This is a genomic window from Bradyrhizobium ivorense, from assembly GCF_900696085.1.
Lineage (GTDB): Bacteria > Pseudomonadota > Alphaproteobacteria > Rhizobiales > Xanthobacteraceae > Bradyrhizobium > Bradyrhizobium ivorense.
The window spans coordinates 321,699-335,446 of record NZ_CAADFC020000011.1 but is presented as its reverse complement, the minus strand read 5'-3'; the positions used below and the strand labels follow the sequence as shown (position 1 = coordinate 335,446).

Here is a 13,748-nt window from a genome sequence, read left to right as displayed (position 1 = left end):
GACGAAGTCGGCCGCGGATTCCGAGCGAAGCCGGCCAGGGATTCCGATGATCCCGGCCGCCTGCCGAGGCGGGCTCTCGCGACGACGTCGTCATCAGGTCAGTTGGCGGGCTCGTCGTCAAGCGTCTGACGCTTGGCGGCGGCTTTGCGTAGGCTCTCGCCCTTGAGGGTGAGCCTGTGGGCTTTGCACGAGGCGATCGAGGATAGCGTCGGCAATGGTTGGGTTGCCGATGAGCTCGTGCCAATGCTCGACCGGGAGCTGGCTTGTCACCACGGTCGAGCCGCGGCCATGGCGATCCTCCATCATCTCCAACAGGTCGCGTTGCTGCTCGGCAGTCATCGGGGCAAGTCCCCAGTCGTCGAGGACCAGAAGCTCGACGCGCGCCAGGGTCCTGAGGAGGCGAGCATGGCGGCCGTCGCCCCGCGCGAGGGTGAGCGCCTCGAACAGCCGCGGCAGCCGCTGATAGAGCACGGAGCGGTTGTCCCGGCAGGCCTTGTGGCCCAAGGCGCAAGCGATCCAGCTCTTGCCGACGCCGGTCGGGCCGATGATGAGCAGGTTCTGATGCCGGTCGATCCACTCGCCGGCGACGAGCTTTTGGAACAGCGGCTTGTCGAGCCCGCGCGGCGCCTTCATGTCGATATCCTCGACGACGGCGTTCTGCCGGAGGCTGGCGAACCGCAACCGAGCAATCAGCCGCTTGTTCTCGCGCTCGGTCGCCTCACGGTCGACCAGTAGTGCGAGGCGCTCCTCAAAGGCCAGCGTGGCGATGTCGGGCTGTCGCTGCTGTTCGTCGAGGGCCTTCGCCATGCCGTTAAGCCCGAGTGCGACGAGGCGATTGTGGGTGGGATGTGTCAACATCGTCTCTCCTTTCTTCAGTGGTAGTAATCGGTGCCGCGGATATTGCCGTGGCGGATCGGTGGGTCGTCCGGCGGCCTCTCGTTTGCGTAGGCGCGATCGAGCCCGTGCTGCAGGATCGACTTGATCGAGCCGTAGGAGGTCGCGCCGATGTCGTTACCGCGCCGGCAGGCGGCCTCGATGCGGGCCGAGCCGTAGCTGCGCGCGAGCCGCAGAATGCCGAGACAAGCCCGGAAGCCCTGCTCGGGGTGTGGCTTGGCTTTCATGATCGCCTCGACGAGAGCGATCGTGGCGGGGCCGATCTTGGCGGCTTCTCGTTTGATCCGTGCTGGCGTCCATTCGGCATAGCGCCGGTGCGCGCTCGGCATGTGCTCCGGGATCGTGGTGTGGCGATGGGGCACGTCAGAGCGGGCGTGGCTGGCGACCCGGACGCCCTTGTGCAGGATCTCGATCGTCCGGTCGGTAATGCGCGCCTCAAGCTCTTCGCCGATCAGACGTGAGGGCACCGAGTAGTAGTGACCGGCGATCTCGACGTGATAGTCGGGCGCGACGCGGCACTTCTTCCACTCGGCGTACTGATACGGCAGCGGCGGCAAGGCTTTGAGCGCCGTCTTGTCGCTCTGTGCGAACAACTCGTTGCGGCTCACACCGAGCTTGCGCATGATCCTGGCGTTGAGGTCGGCAACCGCCTCGCGGATGGCCGCGTTGAGTTCGTCAAGCGAGAAGAAGCGCCGGTTGCGCAGCCGCGCCAGCACGAACCGCTGGACGATTTGTGCCATTCAATCGGATGGAACCCTATGCACCGTTCTTGAAAGTGCTGCGCAAGGCCGCGCTCGACGCCATGCCGGATAATCCGGCCAAACCGGATCCTCCTGTCCTGTTCATTCTGGACGAGTTTCTGTCGTTTGGTCCCTTCGCGGATTTCCGAAATGCCATCCGAACCCGGGCGTCGCCGGAGGCCCACGAAGCGGAAAGGTGTCCTCCCAAGGCGCGGATGTGCGGGGGGCGAGTTTGGTGTCCGAATTCGACGTCGGAGATCTCTTGCTGAGAGGCCGTAGCGTGCTGCTGCGGACCTACCTCGTCAACGACCCGAGCCTGATCCAGTTTATGGTGCCCATCGGCGATCCGACGCTGTTGTCGAGCCACGAGACACTGACCGTCGTCAACTACACCGGCGCGGGCGGCATCATCGGGCTCGACACCCGCCTCGACACCGACGGCTCGCGGTCGGACCGGCTCGTCATCAATGGAGGCACGGCGACCGGTCACCGGGCCGGGATCTTTCTCGGTGGTGCGCTTGTACTGATCCTCGCAGCTGACCGCCAATCCCAAGGCGCCGGCGCGGCAAGTCCGGCGGCTCGTCGAGGAGCTGAGAGCCTGGCATCATTGGTATGCCACCGCATCGATCTGAACGCTATGGCCTCACAACGTCGCTCCCCGGCGCCGGCCTTCCGCCGCAAAATAGTGGGCCCGTGCTCAGCGCATTGCGGGCTGATCCCCTTGGTCGTTGTTCATGCCTCCCACACGAAGTTGGTGGGCGCTAGCAAAAAGCGCCTCGGACGGGCTGGGCCAAGAGATTTCGTCACTTACCAACCGTTTGCCCCCATCCCCACGTGGCTGGAGAACCGAGGTGCGGTATTTAAAAACCTCTTGCGAGCTATAGCATAAAATAATATATTATGAGGCAGGGAGGTGCGTATGGCCACGAGTTATACTGTCGGCAAACACTACGAGAGCTTCATCAAGGATCTCGTCGACAGCGGTCGCTATGCAACCGCTAGCGAAGTGATGCGGGAGGGACTGCGCCTTGTTGAAGAACGCGAGGAGCGTCGCAAGGTGAAGCTTGAAGCATTGCGTGCTGCCATACAGGAAGGCCTTGAAAGCGGTCCGGCCGAACCGTTCGAGCCCGGCGAACTGGTCGAACAAATTAAGGCCCGAGGACGTGAACGGCTGAAAGCCGGGAAGCATGGCGGGTAATCTCACAAGGCGGCCCCAGGCCGAGACCGACCTGGACGAGATTTGGCTCTTCATCGCATCAGACAATATCGCTGCTGCACCGCTTGCTCGATCGTATTGGCAACGTCCTTCAGATGCTTGCCGAGAATCCACTGGCGGGCCGACAGCGGCCCGAGTTGGGTATAAGCATTCGGAGCTTTCCGGTCGGCAACTACGTACTCTTCTACGAAGCGTTTCCCAACGGCGTTGAGATCGTGCGAGTGCTGCACGGTGCTCGCGATATCACGCCGGAGGATCTCGACTGAGAACTTGCTTTGTCAGCCGTCGCACAATCGCATTTACGATTATGAGGCGCGGGCTGATGTTGCACAGTCGCTATGATAGAACGTTGCGACGAATCCACCCTGTACGCTTCCGAAGTTATGTCTATGCGACGCGCCGTTGCCAAAGTCCGCCGCGAAAGTGGTGCCGCAAGAGTAGCCGCCCGAACACTTCTTGGGCAATAGGGATTCCCACCAATGGCGATCTTGAAGACGTGCTCTGGTGTTCCGATCTGGCCAGCCGGCGTGGTCGGATCTTTGGCGCACCACGATACAGCAGCCGCCGCCGCTATTGCAGGAACGAAAAGGATTGCAGCTCTCGGCATCGACATTGAGCCTAATGAACCTCTGCCGGAGAACCTGATCGAATTGATTGCCACTCCTCATGAGCAGCGAATGTACGATCGACGCACGCTCAAGCAGCGGGATCTTTTCGTTTTGAAAGAGGCGGTGTATAAGGCCTGTTTTCCAATGGATCGCCAGTTTCTTGATTTCAAGGACGTGGAGATTGATATCTTTGCGCGATCAGGACGCGTGTCCAAGGCAAATCGCACGTTTTCGCTCGAGTTACTTATTTCTGAGAATCGGAGTGGCGTATTCGCGGCCGAATGAAGTTGACGAGCCTCTCCAAGATCAGCAGTCAACCCCCTGAAGCAGTCGATGCCCCGGCTCGTTCGCGCGTTCCTTGATCCGGTCGGGCTAGAAAACCGTGCGGCTGTGTAGTGCAAGGTAACGCAGGCAACTAGCCTTGGCTCCATGTGTAGCCCTTCGCTCCGGCTTATCTTGGAGGTGTTGCTGGCCGTCGGGCAAAGTGCATCGCCCCCACGATGTCAGCATAACAAAAGTCGCCCGTTCGCACTTGGGTCGCTGCTTTCGTTCCCTTAAAGGGCGTTTTTATACCCGCTCGTGCACTTCTGGCTGAGCCTGCGATCTGGCGAGAAGCGCCTTGAATCTCAGATGCCGAGCGTCGCTTTGGATTTGGTCAGAACTCCGTTGCGGCGCGCATAAGATTCGCGCAGCCTCATCAGTCAGGCCCAAGCTCTGATTTTAGTCACGGCAAGAAATTGCGGTCGCAAGCACTGTCTTCTCGATAAATGTGCGGCTCACGAGGTGTTTTTGCGAAAGGCAACGACTATTGCCTCTTCCGCAATCGATCGGACGGCCTTGCAGCCCATCGGTGCATCGTGCACGAAGCCGCCTTTACGCTGCTCGGCGATGGTCTTCTGATTGGGACCGTCGGGCTAATTATTTAATCCTTTGAGCGAGCTTTCGATCGCTGTATCGCCGCTCGTGGCGTGCGTAGCCGTGCGCTCTCATAGAGTGTTTGGCCCTACAGGTCCTCCCGCATGGCGGATCAGAATGGCTGAATTTCCGCGGTCTGGGACCGGACATCATCCGCCTTGTTCTCCATCTTTTCGAGGAATCTGAGAGCCCGTTGGTATTCGATCTCGCGCCACGCAAGCTCGAATGGTTCCATCAGTATCTCTATCCACATTTCGGCAAAGGCTGCCATTCCGACGAAAAATAGAATTCGCGACCTCCTGATCAGCTATCAGTTGGCGAAGCCGGCGAAAGACGAATGAGTTGTCGCTGTAGCCAGCCGCACATGCAGCTAAGAGGATCGTGATCAGCGGCTCAATCGAACCTTGGTAAAGATTGGGCACCCCAAGGGGAGCACCTGACGATACGAAAGTTTATGGCCGACGTTCGCCTGGCTCGCACATTTGGTCCAACGGCTGCCCGAGCAGCAAAATAATCCGACGGCCTTCGTAGAGCTCGTTCACGAGTCGCTAATCGCCTCCGCTTCGCATATCGAAATTGCGGCGACATACCCACTATCTTGAGGCCTCAACAGGAGGTCGTTAGGAACTGGGTCAGTATGTCAAGCACAATGGAAGGGATTGCTTCAAGCCCGCGGCCCCTGCGCTATGGACGTGGAATGAGAACCAGAGCGGCAAATCGACGTTGCTTTGCCGATCGTCGGCTCGGCATTGTGATGACAGGCCGTGCGGCAATTGAATGATCCATCGTCTGACCCGTTTGATTTCTTATCTCGAGAGCCAAAGTCGTCGTTGCTTTCAAAACCATAAACAAAGCTGCAATGTCAGTGATGCTCCCCGACGATGATGATTTATTAGGATGATGGGACCGGGCAGATCTTGTCGGTGAATAGCAAGCGCGAACCCAGCTGCGCAGTATCAGAGATGCTTGTAGCAGAAGGTCGCCGAGCGATATGTTCCGTGAGGCGAGCACGCACCCGGATATGATACCCACCCGCTGCCATCCCTCGCTGGCGTAAAGGCGCTCGGCAGCAGAACCTGTGGCCGTGCTGAGCGTCAACAACGTCTTTCCCTCCTTTCGGGCTAACTCGCTGACACCCGAGAGCAGCCGGCGCCCGATGCCGCGACGGCGTGCACTTCTTTCACCAGGACTTTGACGACGCGAGCGCTATGCAATTGGTTCTCAGACGCGGCAGGTGCCATCTGCGTTGTGCCAACAATCTGACCTGCGCCATCTTCCGCAGCTAGTAACACGCATCGATTGCAAATGACCGCCCCGCGACGCTACGCCAATACACCAGCGCACCTCGTCGAGTTAGCGGCGGCAGAAAGCTGACCGAGTCGCCGTGGGCGACGCAGTCAATGAGGGTGTCGGTGAGACGCTCCAAACGCTTATCCACTTCGTCGGCGTCGATGCGCCGTACCTGAATGTCGCCCGTCATCTGATTTCGGACAGAGCTAGCTGATCGCCGCCGGCTAGGTCGAACGCTGGGTTATTTGCCAACGCCACGGCAATAGCGAGTTTCCATCAGGGCGACACGCTCTTGAATGCCATAAGTGGTCACGTGCCGTGTCGCCCAACCCAACCGAAGCCGTGCAAATGACGATAGAAGACGACTCCGCCAAGGCTGTAATGCTCAGCTGCCCGCTCGAAGCGCCCGGACCGGAAGCCGCGCCCGGCATCACGAACCGAATTTAGCGGAGAGCTCCGCAGCACGAAACAAATTTAACGCGGAGATGAGACTCTTGTCGCGCGGAAACAGCCGCCGAGCGGACTTGATCCGCGAGTCGTGGTCCAGTCCAGATATCGTCTGTCCCTCTAGAATAAGCGCCTCGGAGAATCTGCGAAGAGCAGGACGATACTGGCGAAGGTCGGCCTCGCTGCACCTATTGGCACGAGTCATCATTTCAATAAAACTCTCGTCGTCCTCTGAGCGTGCCCTGGGCGGAAGCGCACTGCGAGCAACTGGCTCGTAGAAATCGTGAAGGTCGCTCGACACTGCTTTCATTGTTCGTTTATTAGAATTCGTTGACATGAGCGATAGGAATGCTGATTGCGCAGATCAAGCGATTGATGCGGAGAGCATGCCCGCAATCGGCGAAGTTGGGTGGTATGCGGCTTTAATGTACCCCTTTCTAATGATTCCGGGCTGCAGCATTATCTGCCGCGTCGTCAATTCGGCGCCGGTCTTCTTCCGGCTGAGGAGGACAGGTACCGGTGTTGGCTGGGAGAGCCGTTGAAGGACGGCTCAAACGCCTTTTACCTCGCCGACCCTTTTTGCTGCTCTTCTGAGGTGGCATGCTGCATCTGCGACCAAACTGTTACATTGGATGGGTCACGATTGTGCGGGTCCACGCAGCCTTCACGTCCAAGATCGCCTGAGCAGACGCTCTACCCGAGCAAGCTTTCGAAAAGCTGACGAAGCCGCAGCGTAGCTGTTAGCACTCGAACAGGACGACATTGGCTTCGATCTAGTCCGTCACGCCGACGTCATCGGCCGCCTCGGGCATGGTGTCGAGCCGAGCGCGCGAACTGACTTTGGATCGTCGAGATTCTGAAGGTGAGCCGCACGACGCCCTATCGGATGGTCAGCAGTGGCAGCCTTCGCGCCCGGTACGAGCAGGTTTCGGATGGTTTGAGAGGCAGTTTCGAGCCGGTCAAGATCAACTCTTTGTCGCGTCAGCGCGCCGACTGATGTCCCAAGCCCGACAATCGGAGCTTCCGATAGACTCTCATGCGAGAATAGATGCAATGCGCAACGTTTATATTTCGCGGAGTAGCTGCGCGGCAAAGCGCCGCCAGACGCAAACAATCAGAATTTGGAAGTGAGTGGCGATTGTGACCCCATTGGGACGCAACAGTAGATTCGCATTTTCTAGCGTCGAGCGCCAGTCTGAAGCAGCTGTCGATATCCGTGATCTGCCATCCAGTGTGCCCGGGCGAGATGGCTGTCGAAAGCCCGACGCGCCCGATCCCATTCGCAGGCGGGGTCAACGTGAAGAACAAAGCGAGCTACCTCGCGCCAATCTGCACCCTCAGCATCAGCGTCGAGCAGTCGCCAGTATGTAGCCAAATGCTCCTCGTCATAGACGGTCAGGTTCGCACCCGATGGGGCAATGTCATCGACGGTCAAATCGAGTAGGGGTTCCCGCACTGACTAGTCTCCACGCAATAGAGGGCAACGAAGTCGATCGTCGCCGAAGTTGATAGCGAGGGTGTCCTCCGATTATGGAATAGTTTTGGTGATGCATGTACCACATGCTGCGATGCGCTTCACGCAACGACATCTGAAGCGCCTCGCTGCTGGAGGCCTTATCGTCGCCGCGCTGAATGACCGGCTTGGCACGTCGTCGATGATGAGCTTGAGATACATATGATGATTTCGAGGGTGACGAAACCACCCGCGCCAAGCCGAAAAACTCGCGAGCAAGATAGAGCGCGTCCTCGCCGCCGACTCCTTGTATTCGCACCGACGAACATGGTCTGTTCGTCGATTCTAGGCGAGCAATGACCTTGAACTCTGGCATCGCTTACAAGTTGAGAATTGATTTCCTCGGTACGGCCCTCGAGCGAACAACAGGCCGACGTGGTCGGAGGTTGTCAGCACACGGCAACTGCACGCATCCATTCAACCTGAACAATCGCTCCTCCTGCGACTAAATGAGAGGGCATAATCGGGGCGGCTATCGCATCGATCTGGGCTCGAGGCCGTGATCCCGGAGAACCTTGTGCATCAGCTCGCCTTTGATCTCGCTGGCGATTTCGCTGAGGATCTGGGCTCCGACCACCCGCTGGGCATCGACATCATCCGTCAGGCCATGCTCCGCGAGCCGCTCGTTCAAGCGCGTCGGAAACTCATCTTCCATCGCATCGGCAATCCGGTTCCGCATGGCGGCATGATCATCGGGGGCGATCCGCCTCACCACCGTATCCCAAGGCTCCCAGCGCGTTGCCAGAAAGTCCGCAAAATCTGTCGCTTCCTGTTCCCGCACCGACCTCTCAGCCCTGGCAACGTCGTCCGCAGTGACGTCAGCGAGATTCAAGAAGCGCATATCAGGGGCGATGTGGCGCAGTTCCAGCTGATCCCGTAGCTGGGTCTGATAGGCAAGATAGACCTCGATCTCGTCGATATCGGCCTCCGGGTCGGCACGGCGGAGCGAGCTGACCGTCTCGCGTGCGATGTCGTCAAGCGCCCCCAAACGAAACATGACACGGCCGTGTTGGAGCAGTTGGTCGAGCCGACTGTCATAGAGCCCGTCCTTGACATCAGCGTTCAGGCGTGCGGTCTGCATGCCGTTCCAGGTCAAAGTGATGCGGTCCTCGCAGGACGCAGTCGCTCCATTGGCCAGCTCGAAAAACTGCTTGCGCAGTCGCGGCCTCATCGCGGCCTGGAGCAGATTCTCGGCCACCTGGTCGCGGAACGCCTGATGACCATAGTTTACGGTGCCCGCAAGTCTTTCGAGAAACAGAGCGAAGTCCTGCGCACCCCGCTCTGCGGCGAAGCCCTGCCACGCGTCCACTGCGCCGGGCTGGTCCGCCAGCCAGTCCGCGACAACCTCGTGCAGGGGCCGCGACTGGTGTTCCATCGGTTGTAGCGGCATCGACAGCAAGACCTGCGGGCCGGCATAGTCCGCGCCGCGCGTGGCTGTCGCCAAATCGGCCAGCACCGGGGCCGGTATCGGATTAGACCGCAGGTCGATGCTGGACGCGCTGCCGAGCTGCGTCAGCACGGTCGCGGGCAGGCTGGTCAGCTGATTATTGCTGGCGCCGAGCATTTCAAGGCTGACCGGGAGTGTCTCGGGCAGATTGGTCAGCTGATTTTCGCTGACGTCCAGGTATCGAAGTCCGGCCGGAATGTCGGGCAGGCTTGTCAGCTGGTTGCCGCCTGCGTCCAGGTAGCGCAGCCTTGCCGGAAGATCGGGCAGGCTCGTCAGCTGATTTTCGCTGACGTCCAGGCGGCGGAGCCTGGCTGGAAGCTCGGGCAGACTGGTCAGCTGGTTATTGCAGGCGGAGAACTCCTCGATCGTTGCCGGAAGGGCGGGCAGATCGGTCAGTTGGTTGCCATCGACAGTCAAGCTGCGAAGCCTGGACGGCAGCTCTGCCGGCAGGCTGGTCAGATCGTTGGCCATGAGGTGGAGGTGCCGCAGCCTGCTCGGAAGGGCGGGCAGGCTCGTCAGCCGGTTGTCAGAGGCGTAGAGGTCCCGGAGTCCGCCCGGAAGCTGGGCCGGCAGGCTGCTCAACTGGTTACCGATGACGATGAGGGTCCGGAGCCTTGGCGGGAGTGAGGCTGGCAAGGCGGTCAGGGACAATGACGACAAATTCAGCTCGTCTCTGACATGACCCTCGTCCCGCCATGCCCTCGTCCGGTTGACCCCCTCTTGCCGATTCTCGTTTTCGCCCTGCCCCTCTTCCGCTGCCCAGCTCGCCAGGACGCGGTCCTGCGACGAGACGAGGTCGGCGGCGGCCGCTCCTGTGGCCCACCGAGTCAAGGCTGACGCCCACTGGGGCAGGCATGAGGGGGACTGCCCGGCGGCCCCAGACGTTGGCTCGGTGCTTTCGGATTCGGAAGGTATGCCTGCGCGAGGTTGGGCCCGTTCTGTATTCATTGAATTCCACGACATGTTTCGTCTCAGCCGATAAGGCGGTTCATTCGGCTAGATCGAGACGTTTGCATGCTAGGAAGCTCAGCTGTCGATAACCTGACGAGGTCAGGTCATCTGACATGAAGCGGTTGCCAAGCTACTCTTCGTTCGCGCGGTGAGGATCCTGCGCTGTCGCGCAGCTGTTCAAATATTGCAGTTCCAAAATTCGCAGCATCGAACTCGAGAATGCTGCTCAGGCCGGACTATAACTCCATCTGGACGAAATACTCAGAGACAGGTCACCACCGCTCAAGCTGGTCGGGCACCAATATCGCTGCTTCAACAGCCCGACCGGAGACAGCCTCAAGGATTTGCAGCGTGAGCGCACGACAGGCATCGCAGCACTCGCAGACCGGGCCTGCTGAGCACCAGAGCGTCAAAGAGCAGCTGAGTGGCTTGCAGCTCAGTGAGTCTGAAGAGGGGGGTAGTTCTCCTGATAGCAGTCCGGCGGAGCCACCTGCAGGGGTCCGGCGCAGTGATGTCGGCGGTTCGATGCGGATGTCGCCGCAGTCAAGCCTACGGAGTGACTGGTCCAGCAGTTCGCGGCACAGCGTCGATATTCCTCGCGCTCACCTTCCTTCGGGTGCCGTGGCCTCCCAGTCCGACTTGAGTGGCAAGCCATTCAGTAGCATGCGCTACACAGCGCCATCGGAGGTGCAGTCGCCTGCAAGCCGGGCGAAGGATAGCAAGGGTCGCGGATTGTTTTCTCGTATCAGATCAGAGTTCGGAAAAGCTTTCGGGAAGAATCGTCGTGACAAAAAGTGGTCCGAAGGCTCGATGTCGGATGCGGCCTATTCGGAGGATGTGGTCCATACAGAGCTGCGCATGGATTTCGCCAAGCGCGAGGCAATGCATCCCGACGACGAGCGCTGCATTGATCAGTTCGTGGAGGCAGTCCGAAGGTACGAAATTATGCCCGACGGTAGCATCGGCCGAGGGGACGGAAAGGTGCCCGAGGGTACCATCAGGACCAATGCAGGACTTCTTAGGGGGTTTGCTCGTTGGCTCCGAGCAAAGGGCAGGGATCCGATGGCTTCTCGGGTTTTTATTGATTCAGGGTCACTAGACGCAGATATAGAGGACTACAGGGCCAGCGGTGGGGACGTTCATAACCGCCTCCAGTCGGCGCTGTCTCATCTGCGGAGATTTGTGCCAGGTCCCCGGGGATTTGGGCCTGGCGAGCGCGAACTCAAAGCTGCCGGACCAGGGCCCCGTCTGATGGGGCGTCAAACAACTTATCCACATCCCGATGACGGCCGCGTCATCGATGCGATATGTCGTGAGGATTTGAGCAAGCTCGAACCCGACGAAAGAATCAAAGCCCAACATGTTGCCAGCAGGCAACGCAGGTTTAGTGATTGGCTCCGAAGGGAAGCCAAGGAGAGCATAGTGAGCCGGCTTATCGGCAGCGATCAGCAGCGGCAGTCACTGGACGACGATTACAGGGAATTCACAAAAGCCCATGGAAAAGTGATCGTGAATTTTGATCGGCTTCGGCTCTACTTTGGCGCCGAACCCCAAAGGAAGCAGGATCCGTATTATCCTTATCCCGACGACGCTCGCATCATCGATGGCATAGTCAATAAAACGCTGAGCAAGCTCAAAAAGAACGAGACTAACAAAAGGAAAGCTGCCTGGAATTCGGCCAACCATCAACGGAAGTTTAGTGATTGGCTCCAGGCTAAGAATAAGGGGAGCATAGCGAGCCGTATCAACAGCGATGAAATGCAGAGGTGGTCCTTGAAAATAGACTACCAGCAATTCACCGAAATTATGGGCAAGACCGACGTGGGTTTCAAGCGGTTCAAGGAAGCCGTTGAGGCGGACGCGGTTGTGGATTTGTCTTCTGACGAGGCAAGCGAGCAGGAGGAAGCAGGTCAGCGCGGCCGTTCCCAGTCGGATCAACCCGTCGGGATCGGATCAACCTGGCCGTTGGAGCAGGTTGATGCGTCGATCCAAGGCCACAGCGGTTTGTCGCTTGGTCCAAGGGAGTGGCTGGGTGACGAGCATATCCAGCGCGACTACGAGCTTCTGTCGCAGGAGTTGCGCCAAAGCAATCCAAACCTCGCCGCCCGGACCCGGTTCGTCGATCCTCTCATCGCCTTTCAGGTGGGCCAAGGTACAGACGACGTCGCCCTGAACGCATTCCATCGCATTGTCAACGATCGGAATGGCAACGACACGGCCGATTTCCTGTTCTTGCCGGTGAATGATGCGAGCGCTACGGACCGCAGTAGCCGCGGCTCCCATTGGTCGTTGCTGCTGGTAGATCGCCGCGATCGCGACAGGCCGGTTGCCTATCATTACAACTCCTCCGTCGGGTACAATGCCCGACCTGCAGCAATGCTCGCAGGTCGGGTGGGAGCCGATTTGCGAGATGCCCCCATGAGGCAACAGGAGAACGGCTTTGATTGCGGCGTCTTTGTCGTGGATGGCACGCGGGCGCTGGTTCAAGGATTAGCACGGCGCCGATCGCCAGGCGCGGTACCCCTCGACAACCTCGTCGCCAATCGGGAGCAACTTCAAATACGTCTGAGCAGTGGGCAAGGGGCGGTTGCGGCGGATCGACCGGGGCCCTCATCACAATTTGTCGACCCGGCGTCATCGGACTCAACCTGGGTGCGAGATTTGCCGACGCCGTTTTGGCATGAAGGGGATCAAGCAGGCCAGCCTGCCGCCGATAGCTGGAATATGGCGAACTTCTCGCCGAGACCGGCCTATCCGCCAGTGGAGAGCCACCCACCATCATTTGAGGAAAGCCTCGGGGCATCGATCTTCGGTGCATCACAGTACATGCCGTATCCGCAAGAATTAGGAGCATTTGTCCCGCCGAGCTGGCAACACGGTAATCAACGGGCGCCACAAGACCTCATGCGCGGAATGCATTGGTATAACGTGCTGCCGAGCGCGGCCCGACCCCAGACCAACATCAGTATCCATGGGGTACTCTACACGGCCACACTGGGGCCATCAGGCAAGCAGAATGACATTCACGTTTTTATGCAATAGCAGGAACGGACCAAGCATCGATGCCTAATCTGTAGATTACAGATTATCCACGGTCATGTCATCTGAACCTGCGTCTCGGTATCTCGATCGCTGTTGAACTCGGTCGGGCCGACGTCGGCTCGCTGTTTGTTCGCGAGCCGTACGCAAGAAATTCGCAATCTTCAAGCTTGCAAGCGAGGCTGCACTTCAAGGTCATTCCTCGCTTGGATTTCGGACGAACAGACAGTGCGCATCGAGCGAACGCAAGATTGCGCCAGCCACGACTGCGTGGATCAGAACTCCGAACGTGCTAATTTTAACCAGAGCGCGCGTCATGTTGGTCGGCGCCCGCTCGCCCCCGCCAGTCGGCGTTCAGGTTGAAGTCACTCCGCTCGAAGTGCTTGAGGGCTGTATTGTCTGAACTCTCTCTATTGCGACTTCTGCGAGCAAGTGGTCACCGCGTCGGCGTTGTCCGCCGTGTCCATCGCCTTACTCCTTTCTTGCGCGGTCTTCCGTTTGGCCCGGAGTTGCCGTCCATATGCATTCACTATGCTTCTATCTGCGAACGGTATTTCCACTCGATCGTGCCGCGGACTAGAACCGCTCAAACAGTCAACCGTGGACGACGGCATGCCGGGCGGCAGGAGCTTCATCCGGATGCTTATGACGGGCTCGGCGGTATCAGATGTAGTGGCCAAAACAGCCC

8 protein-coding genes and 2 pseudogenes are annotated in these 13,748 nt (G+C 59.2%); 5 read left to right on the top strand and 5 right to left on the bottom strand.

Annotated elements, in window-relative coordinates; translation table 11 throughout:
- Positions 1-98: 98 nt before the first annotated feature.
- Both istB and CI41S_RS16340 read right to left on the bottom strand, forming a co-directional pair.
- A pseudogene (istB, locus tag CI41S_RS16345) lies at positions 99-858 on the bottom strand (IS21-like element helper ATPase IstB).
- A gap of 14 nt (positions 859-872) precedes the next feature.
- Positions 873-1,628: pseudogene (locus CI41S_RS16340) on the bottom strand (Mu transposase domain-containing protein); the annotation flags it as partial.
- Between the two features lie 241 nt (positions 1,629-1,869).
- Between CI41S_RS16340 and CI41S_RS45005 the strand changes: the two are divergent.
- From CI41S_RS45005 to CI41S_RS16320, 4 genes are all read left to right on the top strand, one after another.
- Positions 1,870-2,523, top strand: a complete 654-nt coding sequence (locus tag CI41S_RS45005) for a hypothetical protein (RefSeq protein WP_175607157.1) — start codon at positions 1,870-1,872, stop codon at positions 2,521-2,523.
- A 30-nt stretch (positions 2,524-2,553) separates the two neighbouring features.
- Positions 2,554-2,832 carry a type II toxin-antitoxin system ParD family antitoxin gene (locus CI41S_RS16330; RefSeq protein WP_139481374.1) on the top strand — a complete coding sequence of 93 codons (279 nt, stop codon included), beginning with the start codon at positions 2,554-2,556 and terminating at the stop codon, positions 2,830-2,832.
- Positions 2,833-2,915: 83 nt separating this feature from the next.
- Positions 2,916-3,116, top strand: coding sequence for a type II toxin-antitoxin system RelE/ParE family toxin (locus CI41S_RS16325; protein ID WP_244626547.1), 201 nt, complete (start codon positions 2,916-2,918; stop codon positions 3,114-3,116).
- Between the two features lie 213 nt (positions 3,117-3,329).
- On the top strand, positions 3,330-3,743 hold the full coding sequence (locus CI41S_RS16320) for a 4'-phosphopantetheinyl transferase superfamily protein (protein ID WP_244626546.1): 414 nt from the start codon (positions 3,330-3,332) through the stop codon (positions 3,741-3,743).
- A gap of 1,912 nt (positions 3,744-5,655) precedes the next feature.
- Here the strand turns inward: CI41S_RS16320 and CI41S_RS44085 are convergent.
- The 3 genes from CI41S_RS44085 to CI41S_RS16300 all read right to left on the bottom strand — a co-directional run bounded on the left by CI41S_RS44085 (position 5,656) and on the right by CI41S_RS16300 (position 10,018).
- Positions 5,656-5,853 (bottom strand): hypothetical protein, encoded by a 198-nt coding sequence (locus CI41S_RS44085; protein ID WP_210242659.1) that lies wholly within the window; start codon positions 5,851-5,853, stop codon positions 5,656-5,658.
- Positions 5,854-7,287: 1,434 nt separating this feature from the next.
- A complete protein-coding gene (locus CI41S_RS16305) occupies positions 7,288-7,566 on the bottom strand; it encodes a DNA -binding domain-containing protein (RefSeq protein ID WP_139860359.1) in 279 nt (92 codons plus the stop codon).
- Between the two features lie 529 nt (positions 7,567-8,095).
- The gene (locus CI41S_RS16300; protein WP_139860476.1) at positions 8,096-10,018 is read right to left on the bottom strand and encodes an NEL-type E3 ubiquitin ligase domain-containing protein; all 1,923 of its coding nucleotides are present in this window, start codon (positions 10,016-10,018) and stop codon (positions 8,096-8,098) included.
- An 813-nt stretch (positions 10,019-10,831) separates the two neighbouring features.
- Here CI41S_RS16300 and CI41S_RS16295 point away from each other — a divergent pair.
- Entirely contained in the window at positions 10,832-13,063 is a 2,232-nt protein-coding gene (locus CI41S_RS16295; protein ID WP_244626545.1) for a C48 family peptidase, read from the top strand.
- Positions 13,064-13,748: the final 685 nt, after the last annotated feature.